Source organism: Streptomyces flaveolus, from assembly GCF_044765825.1.
Lineage (GTDB): Bacteria > Actinomycetota > Actinomycetes > Streptomycetales > Streptomycetaceae > Streptomyces > Streptomyces flaveolus.
The window spans coordinates 283,231-303,372 of record NZ_JBIWKU010000001.1; the positions used below are offsets into that span (position 1 = coordinate 283,231).

The 20,142-nt window shown below is 73.7% G+C and carries 16 protein-coding genes; 11 read left to right on the plus strand and 5 right to left on the minus strand.

The window, feature by feature from the left end; translation table 11 throughout:
• Nucleotides 1-3: 3 nt before the first annotated feature.
• The gene (locus tag ACIRG6_RS01280; protein ID WP_364684552.1) at nucleotides 4-750 is read right to left on the minus strand and encodes a class I SAM-dependent methyltransferase; all 747 of its coding nucleotides are present in this window, start codon (nucleotides 748-750) and stop codon (nucleotides 4-6) included.
• A 150-nt stretch (nucleotides 751-900) separates the two neighbouring features.
• On the opposite strand from ACIRG6_RS01280, the gene cobT reads away from it, so the two are divergent.
• Nucleotides 901-1,959 carry a nicotinate-nucleotide--dimethylbenzimidazole phosphoribosyltransferase gene (gene cobT, locus ACIRG6_RS01285; RefSeq protein ID WP_364684550.1) on the plus strand — a complete coding sequence of 353 codons (1,059 nt, stop codon included), beginning with the start codon at nucleotides 901-903 and terminating at the stop codon, nucleotides 1,957-1,959.
• A 545-nt stretch (nucleotides 1,960-2,504) separates the two neighbouring features.
• Here the strand turns inward: cobT and ACIRG6_RS01290 are convergent.
• Entirely contained in the window at nucleotides 2,505-3,251 is a 747-nt protein-coding gene (locus tag ACIRG6_RS01290) for a hypothetical protein (protein WP_364684548.1), read from the minus strand.
• A 139-nt stretch (nucleotides 3,252-3,390) separates the two neighbouring features.
• On the opposite strand from ACIRG6_RS01290, the gene ACIRG6_RS01295 reads away from it, so the two are divergent.
• Nucleotides 3,391-4,173, plus strand: a complete 783-nt coding sequence (locus tag ACIRG6_RS01295; RefSeq protein ID WP_403320151.1) for an adenosylcobinamide-GDP ribazoletransferase — start codon at nucleotides 3,391-3,393, stop codon at nucleotides 4,171-4,173.
• A 3-nt stretch (nucleotides 4,174-4,176) separates the two neighbouring features.
• Here ACIRG6_RS01295 and ACIRG6_RS01300 read toward each other — a convergent pair whose 3' ends face one another.
• Nucleotides 4,177-4,965 (minus strand): endo alpha-1,4 polygalactosaminidase, encoded by a 789-nt coding sequence (locus ACIRG6_RS01300; RefSeq protein WP_403320154.1) that lies wholly within the window; start codon nucleotides 4,963-4,965, stop codon nucleotides 4,177-4,179.
• A 232-nt stretch (nucleotides 4,966-5,197) separates the two neighbouring features.
• On the opposite strand from ACIRG6_RS01300, the gene ACIRG6_RS01305 reads away from it, so the two are divergent.
• The 7 genes from ACIRG6_RS01305 (at nucleotide 5,198) to ACIRG6_RS01335 (ending at nucleotide 15,984) form a co-directional block, all read left to right on the plus strand.
• Entirely contained in the window at nucleotides 5,198-6,736 is a 1,539-nt protein-coding gene (locus ACIRG6_RS01305; protein WP_350726789.1) for a leucyl aminopeptidase, read from the plus strand.
• Nucleotides 6,737-7,134: 398 nt separating this feature from the next.
• Nucleotides 7,135-8,523: a dihydrolipoyl dehydrogenase gene (gene lpdA / locus ACIRG6_RS01310; RefSeq protein WP_364684544.1), complete on the plus strand. Its 1,389-nt coding sequence runs from the start codon at nucleotides 7,135-7,137 to the stop codon at nucleotides 8,521-8,523.
• A gap of 64 nt (nucleotides 8,524-8,587) precedes the next feature.
• Nucleotides 8,588-10,372 (plus strand): 2-oxoglutarate dehydrogenase, E2 component, dihydrolipoamide succinyltransferase, encoded by a 1,785-nt coding sequence (gene sucB / locus ACIRG6_RS01315; RefSeq protein WP_403320157.1) that lies wholly within the window; start codon nucleotides 8,588-8,590, stop codon nucleotides 10,370-10,372.
• A 207-nt stretch (nucleotides 10,373-10,579) separates the two neighbouring features.
• Nucleotides 10,580-11,203: a GntR family transcriptional regulator gene (locus ACIRG6_RS01320; RefSeq protein WP_161167398.1), complete on the plus strand. Its 624-nt coding sequence runs from the start codon at nucleotides 10,580-10,582 to the stop codon at nucleotides 11,201-11,203.
• 422 nt (nucleotides 11,204-11,625) lie between these two features.
• On the plus strand, nucleotides 11,626-14,328 hold the full coding sequence (gene aceE, locus ACIRG6_RS01325) for a pyruvate dehydrogenase (acetyl-transferring), homodimeric type (RefSeq protein ID WP_318218266.1): 2,703 nt from the start codon (nucleotides 11,626-11,628) through the stop codon (nucleotides 14,326-14,328).
• A gap of 55 nt (nucleotides 14,329-14,383) precedes the next feature.
• On the plus strand, nucleotides 14,384-15,364 hold the full coding sequence (locus ACIRG6_RS01330) for a helix-turn-helix transcriptional regulator (protein WP_403320160.1): 981 nt from the start codon (nucleotides 14,384-14,386) through the stop codon (nucleotides 15,362-15,364).
• A 98-nt stretch (nucleotides 15,365-15,462) separates the two neighbouring features.
• On the plus strand, nucleotides 15,463-15,984 hold the full coding sequence (locus tag ACIRG6_RS01335) for a DUF4240 domain-containing protein (protein ID WP_318218713.1): 522 nt from the start codon (nucleotides 15,463-15,465) through the stop codon (nucleotides 15,982-15,984).
• A 29-nt stretch (nucleotides 15,985-16,013) separates the two neighbouring features.
• On the opposite strand, the gene ACIRG6_RS01340 is transcribed toward ACIRG6_RS01335, so the two are convergent.
• Both ACIRG6_RS01340 and ACIRG6_RS01345 read right to left on the minus strand, forming a co-directional pair.
• Nucleotides 16,014-16,742: a peptidoglycan recognition protein family protein gene (locus ACIRG6_RS01340; RefSeq protein WP_365023948.1), complete on the minus strand. Its 729-nt coding sequence runs from the start codon at nucleotides 16,740-16,742 to the stop codon at nucleotides 16,014-16,016.
• 147 nt (nucleotides 16,743-16,889) lie between these two features.
• On the minus strand, nucleotides 16,890-17,378 hold the full coding sequence (locus ACIRG6_RS01345; protein WP_350721863.1) for a GNAT family N-acetyltransferase: 489 nt from the start codon (nucleotides 17,376-17,378) through the stop codon (nucleotides 16,890-16,892).
• A gap of 63 nt (nucleotides 17,379-17,441) precedes the next feature.
• Here ACIRG6_RS01345 and ACIRG6_RS01350 point away from each other — a divergent pair, with 63 nt between their 5' ends.
• Nucleotides 17,442-18,347, plus strand: a complete 906-nt coding sequence (locus ACIRG6_RS01350; protein ID WP_318218270.1) for a TIGR01777 family oxidoreductase — start codon at nucleotides 17,442-17,444, stop codon at nucleotides 18,345-18,347.
• A gap of 381 nt (nucleotides 18,348-18,728) precedes the next feature.
• On the plus strand, nucleotides 18,729-20,132 hold the full coding sequence (locus ACIRG6_RS01355; protein ID WP_403320162.1) for an NAD(P)/FAD-dependent oxidoreductase: 1,404 nt from the start codon (nucleotides 18,729-18,731) through the stop codon (nucleotides 20,130-20,132).
• Nucleotides 20,133-20,142: the final 10 nt, after the last annotated feature.

Consider the following 20,142-nt stretch of genomic DNA (forward strand, 5'->3'; position numbering starts at 1 on the left):
CGGCTACGCCTCCTTGCGGGCGATGAGACGGGGGTCCCGCTCGCCGGTGAGGACCGTGCAGCCGCGGGCCTCCAGCTCGGCGCGCAGGCCCACCGGGTGCGAGGTGCCCGGCGGCAGGGCGAACAGGCGGCGCGGGTCGGCGACGTCCAGGAGGAGATGGCCGCCGGGGCGCAGGACGTGGAGGGCTGCGTGCAGTTCGGCGCGCGGGTTGGGGACGCGTTCCAGGTGGTGGAAGAGGCTGACGACGTCGTAGCGGGCGCGGAGCCGGGCGGCGATGTGCGGGTCCGTCAGCCGGCCGACGTACGCCTCCTCGACGCGGTCGGCCGCGCGGGCCCGCAGGACCCGGTGCGTGGGGTCCGCGCCGTCGAACGAGGTGTACGGGAAGTATCTCCGCGCCCTGCGGGGGAAGTCGGCGTCGCCGGTGCCCACGTCCAGCCAGCTCTCGGGCTCGGGACAGCGGCGGAGCAGCGCGCGGGCGGCCAGCACGTGTCTGAGGCGGATGCCGGCCCGGACGGCGGGGTGTTCGGGCCGGGGCGCGAGCAGGGGGTTGCGGAAGGTGTGCCGGCAGTCCCGGCACCGGTCGAGGACGGAGCGGGTGGGTGCGCCCTGCCGCGGGCCCTGGCGGCCGGGCCGGGAGCGCAGCCGCCGCGAGCCGCACCAGGGGCAGTCCGCGCGGTGCGGTCCGTAGAGGGGGACGGGAGGCACCTGGGGCAGGGGAGGCGGCACCGAGGGGGCGAAGTGCGCGGACATGGGCGGCTCCCGACGGGTGGAGGATGGCGTACGACAATCCAGCGCAAAACGTTACGTAGGGGATGGCGATCCGGAGGGCAACGACGCCGGTCCGGCGCGGTGCGGATGTGACCTCCGTGGTGTTCGACCGGGGCCGGTACTGTTCGGCGAATGAGCTCGCTGAATCTCGACGACTTCACCGATCTGATCGAGCGCCCCGACGGCGGGGTGCGCCGCGACGCAGAGGCGCGCCGGGAGCGTCAGGTCGTGCCGCCCGGGTCGCTGGGCCGACTGGACGACCTGGGTGAGTGGCTGGCCGCGGCGCAGTCCGCCGTGCCGGTACGGCCGGTCGAACGGCCCCGGGTGGTGCTCTTCGCCGGTGACCACAAGGTCGCCGAGCTGGGCGTGTCGGCGCGGCCCGCGGGCGGCGCGGGTGAGCTGGTGCGCGAGGTGCTGGAGGGCGGCCGGCCGGTGTCGGTGCTCGCGCGGCGCCTCGGGGTGCCGGTGCGGGTGGTCGACATGGCCCTGGACTGCGACCCGCAGACGCTTCCGGCCGAGGTCGTGAAGCACCGGGTGCGGCGCGGCGGCGGGCGCATCGACGTCGAGGACGCGCTGACCCTCGAGGAGGCGGAGGCCGCCTTCCGGGCCGGGGTGGCGGTGGCCGACGAGGAGGCCGACTCCGGCACGGATCTGGTGGTGCTCGGCGATGTCAGCGTGGGCGGGACGACGGCGGCGGGTGTGCTGGTCGCTGCGCTGTGCGGGACGGACGCGTCGGTCGTCACCGGCCGCGGCGGGCTGGCCATCGACGACCTGGCGTGGATGCGCAAGTGCGCGGCGATCCGGGACGCGCTGCGGCGGGCGCGGCCGGTGCTCGGCGACCAGTTGCAGCTGCTGGCGACGGTGGGCGGCGCCGACCTCACGGCGATGACGGGCTTCCTGCTGCAGAGTGCGGTGCGGAAGGTGCCGGTGATCCTGGACGGCGTGGTGACCGCGGCGTGCGCGCTGGTGGGCCAGCGGGTGGCGTTCCGGGCGCCGGACTGGTGGCTGGCGGCGCACGACAGCGGGGAGCCGGGGCAGGCGAAGGCGCTGGACCGGATGGCACTGGAGCCGCTGCTGGCGCAGGGCGTGACGGTGGGCGAGGGCGCGGGCGGTCTACTGGCGTTGCCGCTGGTCCAGGCGGCGGCGGCACTGGCGGCGGAACTACCGGAGGTCTCCGACACGGGCGAGTGAACGAGCCCGGCGTTGCCGGGTCCCCGGAGGTGTGCGGCGGAGGTGGGTGACGCGGCCCGGCGCCGGCGGGGTGCCCGGCGCGGGCGCGGGCCGGGGGTGGGCAGCGCAGCCCGGCACTGGAGGGGGTACCCGGCGTGGGCGCGAGCCGGGGGTGGGCCGCGGAGCCCGGCGCTGCCGGGGTGCCGCTGCGCCCACCCGTGCCGCCCCAGCGGCACGACTGCCCGCAGCTACGGCGGCACGGCAGCGGCCCGCAGCTCAGCGGAGCCCGAAGTGGCGATGGCCGTCAGTCGCGTACGGCGGGAAGGGGACGTGTCGGGGGGTGTCCGCCCGCAGCGGTTGGCGCGTCCGCGCCGGGTACTTCTGTGGCCGACCGATTCCGCGCCGTTCCGAGGACGGACACCCCCCGGCGCGGCCCCGACCCACAGACCACCGAAGGCGCTACGCGCACCCCCACCGAACCCCCACAGGCCGCCGCAGGCACGACGCACCACCGCCGGAGGCACCCGCAGGCACCCCGCGCCACCGCCGGAGGCACCCCGCGACCCTCACAGCCGCGGTGGGTCCGGGCGGCCGCCGATCCAGTCCTGGAGGGCGCGGCGCGGGCCGGACCAGCGGCGGTCGTGGTGGTAGGCCCGCAGGCGGGACTTGGCCCGGGCGCGCGGCCGGCGGCCGTAGAAGCGGCGGGCCCAGAAGGAGCCGGGCCGGGCCAGCCTGACGGCGCCGATCAGGGCGACGAGCGGGACGATCACGCCGAAGATCGCGAGGCGCGCCTTCCCCTTGGCCAGGGCGAGGAGGGAGAAGAGGAAGTTGCCCGCCACGGTCGCGATGACGTTGGTGCGGTCCTGCAACTCGTCCTGGGAGAGGTTGTCCACACCGAACGGCGTGAAGCCGGCGAGGACCAGGCCGACCAGCGCCGCGGTGATCACCACCACCTCCACGCTCTGGCGGCCGGCCTCGGTCCAGTAGACGTCGTCGAGGTGCAGGATCAGCGCGAACTCGTCCAGGACGAGCCCCGCCCCGATGCCGAAGACCACCGCCGCGAGGGCGGACCCGAACCCGTGCCGCCCGCCGGCGACCGCGCCGAAGCCGCCGACGACGGTGAGGACGACCCCGGGGACCACGTGGTGGATGTGCACCCCGCCCGTCTCCACGTTCCCGAACGGGCCCTTGCCCGCCCGGATCAGCCGGGTGACGATCCGGGTGATCACGAACGTCAGCACGAAGGCGCCGAGGGCGAGGAGCAGCGGCAGTTTGCCCGGTTCGACGACGTTCCGCTGCCACCAATCTCCCATATGCGCAGATTACGGTGACACGCCCGGTGCGGCGGTGCCGCTTGCTCTGATCGGCCGGAGGCCCGGGGGCCGTCCCCCGGACGACGCGGCATCCCCGGGCCCCGGAAGTGCCCCGGTGGCCACCGGGTAGTCTGCGCCGGTGCTCAGGACCCCCTCCCCCCACGGCCTCCGTTTCGCGTTCGGCACCCTCACCGTGCTCCCGGTCCGGGTGACCCGCTGGGACCGCGGGGCGGCGCGCGGCGGCATGCTGTGCGCCCCGCTGGCCGGGCTGGCCGTCGGGGCCGCTGCCGCCGCCACCGGGCTCGTGCTGCTGTCCCTCGGCGCCGGCACCCTGCTCGCCGCGGTCGCCACCGCCGCCGTGCCCGCCGTGCTCACCCGGGGCCTGCACCTGGACGGGCTGGCCGACACCGCGGACGGACTGGGCAGCGGGAAGCCCGCCGAGGACGCACTGCGCATCATGAAGCAGTCGGACATCGGCCCGTTCGGCGTGATCACCCTCGTCTTCGTACTGCTGGCCCAGGTGGCCGCACTGACGCAGGCGTACGACGGCTCATGGGCGCGGGGCGCGCTCGCCGCCGTGGTCTCGGCGACCGCCGCCCGGCTGGCGCTCACCCTGGCCGCCCGCGCCGGGGTCCCGGCCGCGCGCCCGGAGGGGTTGGGCGCGGCGGTCGCCGGGGTGGTCCCGGCGTGCGGGGCACTGGGCGTGGCCGTCGCCGTCACGGCGGCCGGGGCGGCGGCCGGCGCGTTCCTCGGCACGCGCGACGCGGTCCGTACGGCGCTCGCCGTGCTGTGCGCCGTCGCCGTCGCCGAACTGCTGCTGCGGCACTGCGTCCGCCGCTTCGGCGGGGTCACCGGTGACGTCTTCGGCGGGGTCGCGGAGACGGCGGCCACGGCCGCGCTGGTCGTCCTGGTGCTGGGCTGACGCTCAGCAGGCCTCGCGCCACGCGCCGAGCTCGTACTTCTTCAGCATCGAACTCAGCCGCAGCTCACGGGAGTCGGCGCAGAAACGGTCGGTCGGCAGCTCGTACTCGACGTGGAAGACCGCCTTGTCCGCGTCGACGAACGGCTTGTTGTCGGCGCACTCGCCGTACTGGGCGCACTGCTCGTTGACCGCGAAGTCGAAGTCGTCCACCAGCTCCGGTATCTGGTCGAGGTCGTTCTTCAGGCCGACGGCCATGCCCCGGTCGTGGGCGAGCTTCGCGATCAGCCGGTTGTAGCGGAGCTGGTCGCCGGCGGTGAGCGGGAAGCCGGTCTCGTTCCGGTAGCCGTCCATGTTGTCCGGCTCGACGGCGTCAAAGCCCTTGTCGCGGCACATGTCGAGGCGTTCGGCCATCAGCGGCTCCAGGACGTCCGTCGCCCGGATGTCCAGCCAGCGTTCGCCCCCCCAGCCGTTGCCCTTGCCCAGCACCGACTCGGGGAAGTCCGCCGCGTCGGGGCGGAAGTCCTCCCAGGCGCCGGTGGACACGTAGCAGATGACCTTGCGGCCGTCGTCGTGCAGAGAGGCCACCGTGGACGCGGTGTGGTCGAAGCCGTCGATGTCGTAGACCGGTACGTCGACGGTGGTGTCGAGCCTGCCGCTGAGCTGCCACTGCCAGGCGGTGCCGGGGCGCGGCTGCCAGTGGCCGGCGTCGTCCCGCCCGTCGTCCTCGGGGGACGCGGACGAGCACCCCGCGAGCAGCAGGAGCAGGGCTGTGACCAGGGCCGGGCGTCTCATGGGGCGTGCTCCAGGGGTGGGGGCGGCGTACCCCAGGAATGATCCCGTACGCGCGGGAAACGCGGGGCGCGGGAGCGAGCGGGCCGCGGCGCGAGCGTAGGCTCGTGCCGGGTGTACTCCTGCCCAGGTGGATACCGCACCGCAGGAGGGATCTAGGGTCGGTTGTCGGGCCCGGTCGACCCACCCGCATTCGGCCATACAGGACTTCATACGGAAGCGAGATTTCACCACCGTGACTGCTCTCACTCTCTCCACCGCAGCGGTGCCCGGCCTGCGGGCCGACGCGATCGTGATCGGTGTCGCCAAGGGCGCACGCGGCCCGGTCGTCGCACCGGGCGCCGAGGCCGTGGACAAGGCGTACGACGGCAGGCTCGCCGACGTGCTGGAGACCCTCGGTGCCTCCGGTGCGGAGGGCGAGGTGACGAAGCTGCCCGCGCCGTCCGGCTTCAAGACCCCCGTCGTGGTGGCGGTGGGCCTGGGCGCCGAGCCCGAGAAGGACGCCGGTTTCGACGCCGAGGCGCTGCGCCGGGCCGCCGGTGTCGCCGCCCGCGCGCTCGCCGGCGCCAAGAAGGCCGTCTTCGCGCTGCCGCTGACCGAGGCCGCCGACGCCGGCGCCGTCGGTGAGGGCGTGGTGCTCGGCGCGTACTCCTTCGACGCGTACAAGGAGAACGGCCGTCAGGCGCAGGGCGCCGCGAAGGCGAAGAACGGCAAGGCGCCGCTGGCCGAGGCCGCGCTGCTCGGCGGCAAGCCCCGCGACAAGGCGTACAAGGCCGCGATCGAGCGTGCCACGGCCGTCGCCGAGGAGCTGAACCGCGCCCGCGACCTGGTCAACACCCCGCCGAACGACCTGAATCCCGAGTCGTTCGCCGCGATCGCGCAGGCCGCCGCCAAGGAGCACGGCATCAAGGTGCAGGTGCTCGACGAGAAGGCGCTGACCAAGGGCGGCTACGGCGGCATCCTCGGTGTCGGCGCCGGTTCGGCGTCGGGGCCGCGGCTGGTGAAGCTGTCGTACACCTCGTCCAAGGCGACGAAGTCCCTCGCCTTCGTCGGCAAGGGCATCACCTACGACTCGGGCGGCATCTCGCTGAAGCCGGCCGGGCACAACGAGACGATGAAGTGCGACATGGCCGGCGCCGCCGCCGTGTTCGCCGCGGTCGTCGCCGCCGCGCGCCTGGGCCTCGAGGTCAACGTCACCGGCTGGCTGGCGCTGGCCGAGAACATGCCGTCCGGCTCCGCCACCCGCCCGGGTGACGTGCTGCGCATGTACAGCGGCAAGACGGTGGAGGTCCTCAACACCGACGCCGAGGGCCGTCTCGTCCTCGCCGACGCCCTGTGGGCGGCCTCGCAGGAGAAGCCGGACGCGATCATCGACGTGGCGACGCTGACCGGCGCGATGATGCTGGCGCTGGGCAGCCGTACGTACGGGGTCATGGCGAACGACGACGCGTTCCGTGCCGCGGTGCACGAGGCGGCCGAGGAGGTCGGCGAGCCGGCGTGGCCGATGCCGCTGCCGGAGCACCTGCGCAAGGGCATGGACTCCGCGACCGCCGACATCGCCAACATGGGTGAGCGGATGGGCGGCGGGCTGGTGGCCGGCCTGTTCCTGCGCGAGTTCGTCGGCGAGGGCATCACCTGGGCGCACCTGGACATCGCGGGTCCGGCCTTCAACGAGGGCGGGCCGTTCGGGTACACGCCGAAGGGCGGCACGGGTACGGCGGTGCGGACGCTGGTGCGGGTCGCGGAGCTGACGGCCGCGGGCGACCTCGGCTGACGGTGCGTACGAGCCGGGGGCGCGGGTGACGGCGCCTACGAGCTCGGGGGTGCGGGTGACCGTGCGACGTCGGGCCCGTCGTGGCTCGTCGCGCGGTTCCCCGCGCCCCCGGCGGCGTGACCTCGGCGTCGGGAGCAGGCGGACGTGAGCGGTCGCGCCCACGCGGCGGAGCCGCAGGCCGATACCGCCCGCGCTCCTTCCCGCGTTCCCCCTCCCCCGGCCACGAGGGAACGTGGGGTGTCTCACACCCCGGCCCCACGTCTCGTTCGCCTTCCACAAGTGCGAAGATGGGGCTCGGCAGGACAGGGCCCCAACCAAGGGCCGAAGAACGAGCGGCCGGACACCAGCCGCCAGCCGGTCACCGACGACCGGTGGCGCACATGCATGGAGGACGTGACGTGGCGAACGACGCCAGCACCGTTTTCGACCTAGTGATCCTCGGCGGTGGTAGCGGTGGTTACGCCGCGGCCCTGCGAGGGGCGCAGCTGGGTCTGGACGTCGCCCTGATCGAGAAGGACAAGGTCGGCGGCACCTGCCTGCACAAGGGTTGCATCCCCACCAAGGCCCTGCTGCACGCGGGTGAGATCGCCGACCAGGCCCGCGAGAGCGAGCAGTTCGGTGTGAAGGCCACCTTCGAGGGCATCGACGTACCGGCCGTCCAGAAGTACAAGGACGACGTGATCTCGGGCCTGTACAAGGGCCTGCAGGGTCTGATCGCCTCGCGCAAGGTGACCTACATCGAGGGTGAGGGCCGTCTGTCCTCCCCGACCTCGGTGGACGTCAACGGGCGGCGCATCCAGGGCCGCCACGTCCTGCTGGCGACCGGCTCCGTGCCGAAGTCGCTGCCGGGCCTGGACATCGACGGCAACCGGATCATCTCCTCCGACCACGCCCTCGTCCTGGACCGCGTGCCGGAGTCCGCGATCATCCTGGGCGGCGGCGTCATCGGCGTCGAGTTCGCCTCCGCGTGGAAGTCCTTCGGCACCGACGTCACGATCATCGAGGGCCTCAAGCACCTCGTGCCGGTCGAGGACGAGAACAGCTCCAAGCTGCTGGAGCGCGCCTTCCGCAAGCGGGGCATCAAGTTCAACCTGGGCACCTTCTTCGACAAGGCCGAGTACACCCAGGACGGTGTCAAGGTCACCCTCGCCGACGGCAAGGAGTTCGAGGCCGAGGTCCTGCTCGTCGCCATCGGCCGCGGCCCGGTCTCGCAGGGCCTGGGCTACGAGGAGGCCGGGGTCGCCATGGACCGCGGCTACGTCCTGGTCGACGAGTACATGCGGACCAACGTCCCGACCATCTCCGCCGTCGGCGACCTGGTCCCGACGCTCCAGCTCGCGCACGTCGGCTTCGCCGAGGGCATCCTGGTGGCGGAGCGGCTGGCCGGTCTGAAGACCGTCCCGGTCGACTACGACGGCGTGCCGCGGGTGACGTACTGCCACCCCGAGGTCGCCTCCGTCGGCATCACCGAGGCCAAGGCCAAGGAGATCTACGGCGCGGACAAGGTCGTCGCCCTCAAGTACAACCTGGCCGGCAACGGCAAGAGCAAGATCCTCAAGACCACCGGCGAGATCAAGCTCGTCCAGGTCAAGGACGGTGCCGTGGTCGGCGTCCACATGGTCGGCGACCGCATGGGCGAGCAGGTCGGCGAGGCCCAGCTGATCTACAACTGGGAGGCGCTGCCCGCCGAGGTGGCCCAGCTCATCCACGCCCACCCGACGCAGAACGAGGCGCTCGGCGAGGCCCACCTGGCGCTGGCCGGCAAGCCGCTGCACTCCCACGACTGACCTTCCCTCGGTCACTGGGCGCGACGACACAGACTTCCGCAATTCGTAAGGAGCAACCGAAACCATGGCGGTTTCCGTAACCCTTCCGGCGCTCGGCGAGAGCGTCACCGAGGGCACCGTCACCCGTTGGCTCAAGGCCGAGGGTGAGCGCGTCGAGGCCGACGAGCCGCTGCTCGAGGTCTCGACCGACAAGGTCGACACCGAGATCCCGGCCCCCGCCTCCGGCGTGCTGTCCTCCATCAAGGTCGCCGAGGACGAGACGGTCGAGGTCGGCGCCGAGCTGGCCCTGATCGACGACGGCACCGGCGCCCCGGCCGCCGAGGCCGCCCCGCAGGCCGAGCAGGTCGCCGAGCCGGCGCCCGAGCCCGCCGCGGCCGCGCCGTCCACCGAGCAGGCCGCCCCGGCGCCCGCTCCCACCGCCGAGGCCGCTGCCGGCGGCTCCGCCGAGGGCACCGACGTGGTCCTGCCGGCGCTCGGCGAGTCCGTCACCGAGGGCACCGTCACCCGCTGGCTGAAGTCGGTCGGCGACAGCGTCGAGGCCGACGAGCCGCTGCTCGAGGTGTCCACCGACAAGGTCGACACCGAGATCCCGGCCCCCGCCTCCGGCACCCTGCTGGAGATCGTGGTCGGCGAGGACGAGACCGCCGAGGTCGGCGCCAAGCTGGCCGTCATCGGCGAGGCGGGTGCCGCCCCGGCCCAGCCCGCCGCCCCCGCGCAGCCCGAGCCGGCCCCGGCTCCGCAGCAGGCCGCCCCGGCTCCGGCCCCGGCCGCCCCTGCCGCTCCGGCCCCGCAGGCGCCCTCGGCTCCCGCCCCGCAGCAGCAGACCGCCCCGGCGCCCGCCCCGGCTCCGGCCGCCCCGGCGCCCGCGCCGGCCCCGGCTGCCGCTCCGGCCGCCCCGGCCGCCGCCCAGCCGGTGGACGAGGGCGCCTACGTCACCCCGCTGGTGCGCAAGCTCGCCGCCGAGAACGGCGTCGACCTGTCCACCGTCAAGGGCACCGGCGTCGGCGGCCGCATCCGCAAGCAGGACGTCACCGCCGCCGCGGAGGCCGCCAAGGCCGCCGCTCCGGCTCCGGCCGCCGCTGCCGCCGCGCCCGCCGCGAAGAAGGCCCCCACCCTGGAGGCCTCCCCGCTGCGTGGCCAGACCGTCAAGATGCCGCGCATCCGCAAGGTCATCGGCGACAACATGGTCAAGGCGCTGCGCGAGCAGGCCCAGCTGTCGTCGGTCGTCGAGGTCGACGTCACCCGCCTGATGAAGCTGCGCGCCCGGGCCAAGGACGCGTTCGCGGCCCGTGAGGGCGTCAAGCTCTCCCCGATGCCGTTCTTCGTCAAGGCCGCCGCCCAGGCGCTGAAGGCCCACCCGGCCATCAACGCCAAGATCAACGAGGCCGAGGGGACCATCACCTACTTCGACACCGAGCACATCGGTATCGCGGTGGACTCCGAGAAGGGCCTGATGACCCCGGTCATCAAGAACGCCGGTGACCTCAACATCGCCGGTATCGCCAAGGCCACGGCCGAGCTGGCGGGCAAGGTCCGCGCCAACAAGATCACTCCGGACGAGCTGTCCGGCGGGACCTTCACCATCAGCAACACCGGTTCGCGCGGCGCCCTGTTCGACACGATCATCGTGCCGCCGGGCCAGGTCGCCATCCTCGGCCTCGGTGCCACGGTCAAGCGTCCGGCCGTCATCGAGACGGAGGAGGGCACGGTCATCGGCGTCCGCGACATGACGTACCTGACCCTGTCCTACGACCACCGTCTGGTGGACGGCGCCGACGCCGCCCGTTACCTGACGGCGGTCAAGGCGATCCTGGAGGCGGGCGAGTTCGAGGTCGAGCTCGGCCTGTAATTCCCCTGCCAGTGGGTCCCCACGGTGCCCCCGCCCGGAGCTTCCCGGGCGGGGGCACCGTCGCGTTCCGGCGGCGGCACGCTGTGTAAGTCTCGTCTCACCTGCGTAAAAGCGCCCCCGTGCGCCCTTCCCGCGCGCCGCGGCGGCCGTATTGTCTAAGCGTCAACGCCCCAGGGGTCCGAAGGGGACCCTCCCGAAGGAGCTCTCATGACCGCGCCCGTCGTCCACTCGCTGCGGGAACAGATCCGCGAGCACATCCTGGAAGGGATCATCAGCGGACGCTGGCAGCCGGGCGAGCGGATCGTGGAGCGGCGGATCGCCACCGAGCTGGAGGTCAGCCAGACCCCGGTCCGGGAGGCGCTGCGCGAGCTGGAGTCACTGCGGCTGATCGAGTCGGCGCCGAACAAGGGCGTACGCGTACGCAATCTGACCGCCGCCGATCTGGAGGAGAGCTACCCGGTCCGGGCGGGCCTGGAGGCCATCGCGGCGGAGCTGGCCGCGGAGCGGCTCGCCGAGGACTGCTCGGTCCTGGAACCGCACGTGGCCGCGCTCTACGAGGCCGACCGGGTGGCCGACGGGACGGCCCAGGTGCGGCACACGGTGGGCTTCCACCGGGAGCTGGTGCGGGCGGCCGGCAACTCGGTGCTGCTGCACACGTGGGAAGGGCTGGGCATCGAGGTGTTCACGGCGCTGTCGATACGGTGGCTGGGGACGGTGCAGCAGTCGTACGCGGAGGAGCACGAGGAACTGGTCGCGGCGTTCCGGCGTCACGATCCCCGTATCCCCGAGATCGTGAAGGCCCACGTCCTGGGCTGCGCCCCGCGCGCCTAGTCTTCCGCCCCCGCCGCCCCTCCCCTCCCGGTGGGCTGCGCCCCCAGACCCCCGATCCGCGCCCGCGCGGCGGAGCCGCATACCGACGCAGCCCCGCACCCCTTCAGGGGCGCGGGGAACTGCGCGATCAGCCACGACGCACCCACAGCCGCCGAATCATCGAACCACCCGAGCTCCCCCGCGCTCACCTGCACAAACGCCAAACAGAACAGTCACCCCGTGCCACCGCCGGAGGCACCGCGTGCCGACTTTCTCGGGATCGAGAGGTTTTGGCCCTCAACCCTTTGATCGATCATCGATCAGGGAGTTACAGTCACCGACGGGCTTGCACCCCAAGCCCCACGCCCTGTCCTGCCAAAGACCTAGGGCACCCCCGAACCCTTGACTTGAGGGAACCCCCTTCGACTGAGGAAGGCGGCGACATGACCGACCCCAACGCCATCCAGCCGAGCGAGCTCGACCAGCTCCCGGACCGCGACCCCGAGGAGACCGCCGAGTGGCGGGCCTCCCTGGACGCCGTCACCAAGGCGGCCGGGCCGCACCGTGCCGCGTACCTGATGCGCCGCACACTGGAGCGCGCCGAGGGCGCCGGCATCGCCCTGCCGAAGCTCCTCGAGACGGACTACGTCAACACCATCCCCACCTCCGCCGAGCCCACCGTGGACGGCGACGAGGAGATGGAGCAGCGGATCACCGCCTGGAACCGCTGGAACGCGGCGGCGATGGTGACCCGCGGGAGCAAATACGGCGTCGGCGGCCACATCGCCACCTTCGCCTCCGCGGCCTGGCTGTACGAGACCGGCTTCAACCACTTCTTCAAGGGCAAGGAGGGGGACGGCTCCGGCGACCAGCTCTACATCCAGGGCCACGCCTCCCCCGGCATCTACGCCCGCGCCTTCCTCGACGGCCGGCTCAGCGAGGAGCAGCTCGACAACTTCCGCCGCGAGGCCGGCGGCAACGGCCTGCCGTCCTACCCGCACCCGCGCCGTCTGCCCTGGCTGTGGGAGTTCCCCACCGTCTCCATGGGCCTCGGCCCGATCTCCGCGATCTACCAGGCGCGCTTCAACCGCTACCTGACCAGCCGCGGCATCAAGGACCTGACGAACTCCCACGTGTGGGCGTTCCTCGGCGACGGCGAGATGGACGAGCCGGAGTCCACCACCGCGCTCACCCTCGCCTCCCGTGAGGGCCTGGACAACCTGACCTTCGTCATCAACTGCAACCTGCAGCGCCTCGACGGTCCGGTCCGCGCCAACTTCAAGATCGTGCAGGAGCTGGAGGCCCAGTTCCGCGGCGCCGGCTGGAACGTCGTGAAGTCGCTGTGGGGCACCGCCTGGGACGAGCTGTTCCAGCTCGACACCACCGGCGCGCTCGTACGCCGGCTGCGCGAGGTACCGGACGCGCAGGTGCAGACGTACCAGACGCGCGACGCGGCCTACATCCGCGAGGACTTCTTCGGCAAGGACCCGGCGCTCGTCGAGATGGCCAAGCTGCTGTCCGACGACAAGATCCTCGAGTGCTTCCACTACTCGCGCGGCGGCCACGAGTCCCGCAAGGTCTACGCCGCGTACCGGGCCGCGCTCGCCCACAAGGGCGCGCCGACCGTGATCCTGGCCCAGACGGTCAAGGGCCACACCCTCGGCCCCGGCTTCGCGTCCAAGAACGCCAACCACCAGATGAAGAAGCTCTCGGTGGACGAGTTCAAGGACATGCGCGACCTGCTCGGCCTGCCGATCAAGGACAGCGACTTCGTCGACGGCGTGGTCCCCTACGGCCACCCGGGCGCCGACTCCCCCGAGGTCCGCTACCTCCAGGAGCGCCGCGCCGCCCTCGGCGGTCCGGCCCCGGCCCGCCGCGTGCACCCGCTGGCTCCGCTGCCGGCCCCCGCCGACAAGGCGTTCGCCTCCTTCGACAAGGGCTCCGGCACGCAGAGCGTGGCCACCACCATGGCCTTCGTCCGCCTGGTCAAGGACCTGGTCCGCGACAAGGAGACCGGCAAGCGCTGGGTGCCGATCGTCCCCGACGAGGCGCGCACCTTCGGCATGGAGTCGCTGTTCCCGTCGCTGGGCATCTACTCGCCCAAGGGCCAGACGTACGAGCCGGTCGACCGCGACCAGCTGATGTACTACAAGGAGGCCGAGAACGGCCAGATCCTCAACGAGGGGATCACCGAGGCCGGGTCGATGGCCGACTTCATCGCCGCTTCGACGTCGTACGCGACGCACGGCGAGGCGATGATCCCGTTCTACATCTTCTACTCGATGTTCGGCTGGCAGCGCACGGCCGACCAGATGTGGCAGCTCGGCGACCAGCTCGGCCGCGGCTTCCTGGTCGGCGCCACCGCCGGCCGGACCACGCTGACCGGTGAGGGCCTCCAGCACGCGGACGGCCACTCCCCCGCGATCGCGGCGACCAACCCGGCCGCGCTGTCGTACGACCCGGCGTTCGCGTACGAGATCGCGACGATCGTCAAGGACGGTCTGCGCCGTATGTACGGCGAGGCGGCCCCGGACGAGGACCCGAACGTCTTCTACTACCTGACGGTCTACAACGAGCCGATGCCGCAGCCGGCCAAGCCGTCCGCGCCCGGCGTCGACGAGGGCATCGTCAAGGGCCTGTACCGCTTCAACACGGCGGAGTCGGCGGGTCTGACCCCGGTCGCCAACGCCCCGCGCATCCAGCTGCTGGGCTCGGGTACGGCGATCCACTGGGCGCTCAAGGCGCAGCGTCTGCTCGCCGAGGAGTGGGGCGTGGCCGCCGACGTGTGGTCCGCGACCTCCTGGACCGAGCTGCGCCGGGACGCGCTGGACGCCGACGCGGCGCTGCTGCGCGGCGAGGAGCGGGTGCCGTACGTCCGTCAGGCGCTCCAGGGTGCCGAGGGTCCGGTGCTGGCCGTCTCCGACTACATGCGCCAGGTCCCGGACCAGATCGCGCAGTGGGTCGAGCAGGACTGGTCCTCGCTGGGTGCCGACGGCTTCGGTCTGTCGGACACCCGTGAGGCCGCCCGCCGCCACTTCGGCGTGGACGCCGAGTCCATCGTCGTCGCGGCCCTGGCCCAGCTCGCCAAGCGCGGCGAGGTCCAGGCGACGGCCGTGAAGGAAGCGCGCGAGCGCTACGGCCTGTGAGGCCCTGACCCGAGGAGGCCCCCGCTTCGGCGGGGGCCTCCTGCATGATGTGGGCATGCGTGCTGCCCGCCTCATCAAGATGGTGCTGCTGCTCCAGTCCCGCCCGGCCATGACCGCCGCGGAGCTGGCCCGGGAGCTGGAGGTGTCGGAGCGGACCGTGACGCGGGACGCGCAGGCGCTGTCGGAGGCGGGCGTGCCCGTGTACGCCGAGCGGGGCCGGGCCGGGGGTTACCGGCTGATCGGCGGGTACCGGACGCGGCTCACGGGGCTCGCGCGCGGCGAGGCGGAGGCGCTGTTCCTGTCCGGGGTGCCGGGGGCGCTGCGCGAGATGGGGCTGGAGGACGCCGCGTCGGCGGCCCGGCTGAAGGTGTCGGCCGCGCTGCTGCCCTCCCTGCGGGACGCCTCCCGCACGGCCGCCCAGCGGTTCCACCTGGACGCGCCGAGCTGGTTCCGGGAGCCGCGGACGCCCGAGCTGCTGCCGGCGGTCGCGGACGCGGTGTGGGACGACCGGCGGATCGCCGCGCGCTACCGGCGTGGGGAGGAGGAGGTCGTCCGCGAGCTGGAGCCGTACGGGCTCGTGCTGAAGGCGGGGGTCTGGTACCTGTGCGCACGGGTGCCGGACGGCGGCTCGTTCCGGGTGTACCGGATAGACCGGTTCACGGCGGTGGAATCCGGCGGGGAGCGGTTCGCGCGGGACGAGGAGTTCGACCTGCCCGCGTTCTGGGCGGAGCGGGCCGAGCAGTTCGCGCGCTCGATCCTGCGGGCCGAGGTCGTGGTGCGGCTGTCCGAGCGGGGCGTGCGGGAGCTGCCGTACGCCGTGGACGCCCCGGCCGCCCGGGAGGCTCTGGAGGCCGCCGGCGCGCCGGACGCGGACGGGTGGGTGACGGTGACGGTGCCGGTGGAGTCCGAGGAGGTGGCCCACACCCAGCTGAGGGCGCTCGGACCGGAGGTGGAGGTACTGGCACCCGGGGAACTGCGTGAACGCTTCGCACGGGACGCCCGGCGCCTCGCCGCGCTGTACCGGGACGGGACCTGACCGCACCCGACGGCCCGGCGGCCCCGGCCCGCCCGGAGATAACGATCCGCTCCGCTCCACGTGCGTGGCACCTCTTCAGGGCCGATGCTGGACCCGTGATGGACGAGACGGAGTTCTGGGAGCTGATCGACTCCACCCGGCGGGGCGCCGAAGGCGACCCCGAGGACCAGGCAGACCTGCTCCTGGAGCGGCTCCTCGAACTGGACCCGGACCTCGTCCTGGACTTCGCCCGCCACTTCGAGGCCCGCTACAACCGGGCCTGCACGTGGGACCTGTGGGGTGCCGCGTGGGTGCTGCTCGGCGGAGCGAGCGACGACGCCTTCGACTACTTCCGGTGCTGGCTGATCGGTCAGGGCCGCGAGGTGTACGAGGGCGCGGTGCACGAGCCCGACTCGCTCGCCGAGCTGCTGGACGACTTCGACGAGGAGCTGGACGGCGACGGGGAGGAGCTCGGCTACGCGGCCGACGAGGCCTACGAGCAGCTCACCGGCACCGTCGCCCCCGACCTCGGCATCGCACCGCCCCCCACGGAACCGCTGGGCACCCCGATCGACCTGGAGGACGACCGGGCCGTCGCCGAACGGCTCCCTAGGCTGTGGGAGCGCTTCGGGGACGGCTGAGACCTGCTGGGACGGCCCCCGCCGCCCGGTCAGCCGGTCCTTCCCTGGAGGCGGGCCGCGAGGTCCCTGATGTGCGGGAGGCGGGCGGACAGGGCCTCGCCCGGGCAGTTGGTCCGGTAGCCCTCCCCGTGCCCCGCGACGGCGGGCAGGGTGGCGGTGCTGCCGGCGGCGTACCGGCTGAGGCCGTTGCTGGAGACCAGGCGGACCGTCCCGCGCGGGTCGGTATCGGTCGGGCCCAGTTTCCAGGCGGTCAGCGCCGCGATCGCGTCGGTCAGCGCGTCCGGCACGGGGACGCCCGCGGTGAAGGTGCCGAGGGCGGCGATGCCGGTGGTGCGGTGGTTGAAGCCCTGGGTGTGGGCTCCGGTGACGGGGCGGTCGATGCCGCCGGCACGGCCCTCGTAGATGGTGCCGCAGCGGTCGACGACGAAGTTGTAGCCGATGTCGTCCCAGTTCCGGGCGCCGGTCTGTCCCCCGTAGACCCCGCGGAGGATGCCCGGCACGTCGGCGCAGTCGTAGCCGTTCGGTGTGTCGGTGTGGTGGACGAAGACGGCGCGGATCTCGTCGTCGTAGCGCGGGGCCGGCTGGGTGCGGGCGTCACCGCCCAGCCAGACCGAGCGGGGCACGACGGGCGGCCGCGGGGCGGTGTGCGGGGCCGCGGTGGCCGAGTGGGCGTTCGTCTCGACGGCCCGTTCCACCCCGCTCGCGCACAGCACCAGCGCCGCGACGGCGGCGAGGCCGGGCAGGCAGCCGAGCAGCATCCGGGCCGGGGCCGGTATGCGGTCCGGACGCCGTTCCCGGGGGCCGCGCGGACCTCGGAAGACACGCATGGTCCCACTGTCCGGTCAATCCGCCCCGTCCGCGACGCGAGCCGGGCCGGGCGGTGGAACCGTCCGGCACCGTGGGCCCTACGTCAGCCGCTGCCCCATCAGCACGTCGTCGACGTACTCGCCGTCGAGGCGGAACTCCTCCGGCTGGACGCCCTCGACGACGAAGCCCTCCGACTCGTAGAGCCCCCGGGCCGCGGTGTTGTGGCCGAGGACGCGCAGGGTGATGCGGCGGGCGCCCAGACTGCGGGCCTCCTCGACGGCGCCGCGGACGAGGGCCCGGCCGACGCCGTGACCGCGGGCCGCGTCGGCGACGGCGAGGCCCCGGATCTGGCGTACGTGGGCGTTGGAGGCCAGTGGCGTCGGGAAGCCGAGGCGGACGTAGCCGACGAGGGTGCCGTCGAGTTCGGCGACGAGGTGGTCGTCGGGGCCCGAGCGCTCCCCGAAGAAGGGATCGTCCGGTCCCGGCGGGGGCGAGACGGCGTGCTGGTACGACCAGGTCGCGCGGTCGAGCCGGCGCAGCGGCTGCTCGTCCTCGGGCCGGGCTCGGCGTATGCGGGGAACTGGCATGGCGATCACTGTACGGCGCGCGCCCGGACAGAGGTTTCCGGCGGATCCGGGCAGGATGGACGCATGGACGACTCGGAACGTTCCCGTATCGCGGTGGCCGGCGCGTCCGGTCTCATCGGCAGCGCACTGGTGCGGTCCCTGACCGCGGACGGGCACGAGGTGGTGCGCCTGGTGCGCCGCGCCCCGCGGGGTGCGGACGAGGTCCGGTGGGACCCCGCCGCGGGACGCGTGGACGCGGCCGGGCTCGAGGGGTGCGACGCCGTGGTCAACCTGGCCGGGGCGGGGGTCGGCGACCGCCGCTGGAGCGAGGCGTACAAGGCGCGGATCCGCGACAGCCGGGTGCTCGGCACCAGGGCGCTCGCCGAGGCCGTCGCCTCGCTGGAGCGGCCGGTACGGGTCTTCGTGAACGGCAGCGCGATCGGCTTCTACGGGGAGACCGGCGGGCGGCCCGTCGACGAGAGCGCGCCCGCGGGCGAGGGTTTCCTGCCGTCGGTGTGCGTGGAGTGGGAGGACGCGGCGGCGCCCGCCCGGGAGGCGGGCGTGCGGACGGTGTTCGTCCGGACCGGGCTGGTCGTCGCCCGGCACGGCGGGGCCTGGGGGCGGCTGTTCCCGCTCTTCCGGGCGGGGCTCGGCGGACGGCTGGGCGACGGGTCGCAGTACTGGTCGTTCGTGGCGCTGCACGACGAGGTGGCCGCGATCCGGCACCTCCTGGACCGGGACGACCTGTCCGGCCCGTTCAACGTCACCGCCCCGCACCCGCTGACGAACCGTGAGATCACCGCGGCGATGGGGCGCGTGCTGCACCGGCCGACGCTCTTCGCCGTGCCCGCGCCGGTGCTGCGGACCGTGCTCGGCGAGATGTCCGGCGACGTTCTGGGCAGCGCCCGCGTACTGCCGGCCCGCCTCCTGGAATCGGGCTTCCGCTTCGCCTTCCCGGAGATCGAAGGGGCGATCCGGGCGGCGCTGTGAGAGAGGGGCGAGCCCCCTTGTGACCGTTTGACGGCCGTAGTGCAGCCATATGCGACCGCCGTGCGACCGTGCCCTGCCTCCGTGCGACTCCCCCTGACCGGTCACGGCCTTAATCTCGGGATGAACTCGGGTATCCCTCAAGCCGGTTGGGGGCATGACGTCTCCAGCGGCCGCGCGACCTCCAGGGGGTGTCGTTTGGATCGGGACGCAGCAGATCGGCGGTTCTTCGTCAGCGCCGGTGAGCGGTATCCGGCTCGTCCGGACGCGAGGCGGAGGAGGGAGTCGACGCGGAGCGTCGGCGAGTGACGACAACGCCGCAGGTGGGCGTGCCAGACCCCGCGTCTGCGGCATGATCCGAACGACACCCCCTAGGAGGGGCACGTGCTTGAGCCCGCGTACCAGGCGGACGTCGTCGTCGTGGGGGCCGGGATCGCCGGCCTCGCCGCGGCGCATCGGCTGACCAGCGCAGGAGTGACGACCACGGTCCTGGAGGCCGCCCAGGGAGTGGGCGGCCGGATGGCGACCGAGAAGGTCGACGGATTCCGGCTCGACAGGATCGGACAGCTGCTCTCCACGGCGTATCCCGAACTGCGCCTCACCCCCGGGCTGGACGGCCTCGCGCTGCTGCCGTTCGCGCCCGGGGTGCTGCTGCACAGCGAGGGCCGCCACCATCGCGCGGGCGCCCCGGCCGGCACCCGGGGCGCAAGGGGCGCACTCCATACGGTGCGCGCCCTGGCGAGCGCCCCTCGGGCGGTTTCCGCGCCCCGGCGCACGCTCCCCGCGCCCCGGGTGCCGGGCCGGCCCGTAGCCGCCCCCCGGCCGCGGACGGGCGCCCCGCTGGGCACCGCCGTCGACCAGGCCCGGCTCGGCGCCGCGCTGACCCGCCTCGCGAGCACCCCGGCCGAACGGCTGCTGGCGCGCCCGGAGCTGCCCGCCGCGCAGGCGCTGGCGGCCCGCGGACTGCCCGCCCGCACGATCGACGGCTTCCTGCGTCCGCTGCTCGCCGCCCTGCTGCACGACCCGGACCTCACCACCTCCAGCCGGTGCGCCGACCTCGCGCTGCGCGCCTTCGCGAGCGGGCGGCCGGTGCTGCCCGAGGGCGGGGCGGAGACCGTGCCGGAGCTGCTGGCGCGGACGCTGCCGCCGGGCACCGTGCACACCGGCGTCCGGGTCACCGCGGTCGCCACCAACGCGGTGACCACCGCCGAGCACGGCGTCATCCGCTGCCGGGCCGTCCTGGTGGCGACCGACGCCCGCGCCGCCGCCGAACTGCTGCCGGGCCTGCGGGTGCCGGACTTCCATCCGGTGACGGTGGTGCACCACACGACCGACGAGCCCCCGGCGACCGGCGCGTCCCTGCTGCTCGACGCGGACCGCGGCGGGCCGGTCGCGCACACGGCGGTGGTCAGCCACGTGGACCCGTCGCGCGCGCCGGCCGGCCGCGCCCTGGTCTCCTCGACGGTCCTCGGCCCCGTCCCGTCCGACGTCGACGCGGCCGTACGCATCCATCTGGCCCGCCTCTACGGCACGCCGACCGGCCGCTGGGAGACCCTGGCCGTGCACCACACGGCCGAGGCGGTGCCCGCCATGCGCCCGCCGCACGACCCGCACCGGCCGGTACGGCTGCTGGCCGGCCTGTACGTGTGCGGCGACCACCGTGACACGAGCACCGTCCAGGGCGCGCTGCACTCGGCCCACCGGGCGTCGGCGGCGATCCTGACGGACCTGGGCGCTGGCCGGTCGATGCACAAGGCCGAGTCCCTGTCCACGGCACGCGCCGCCTAGAGGGCGTCGT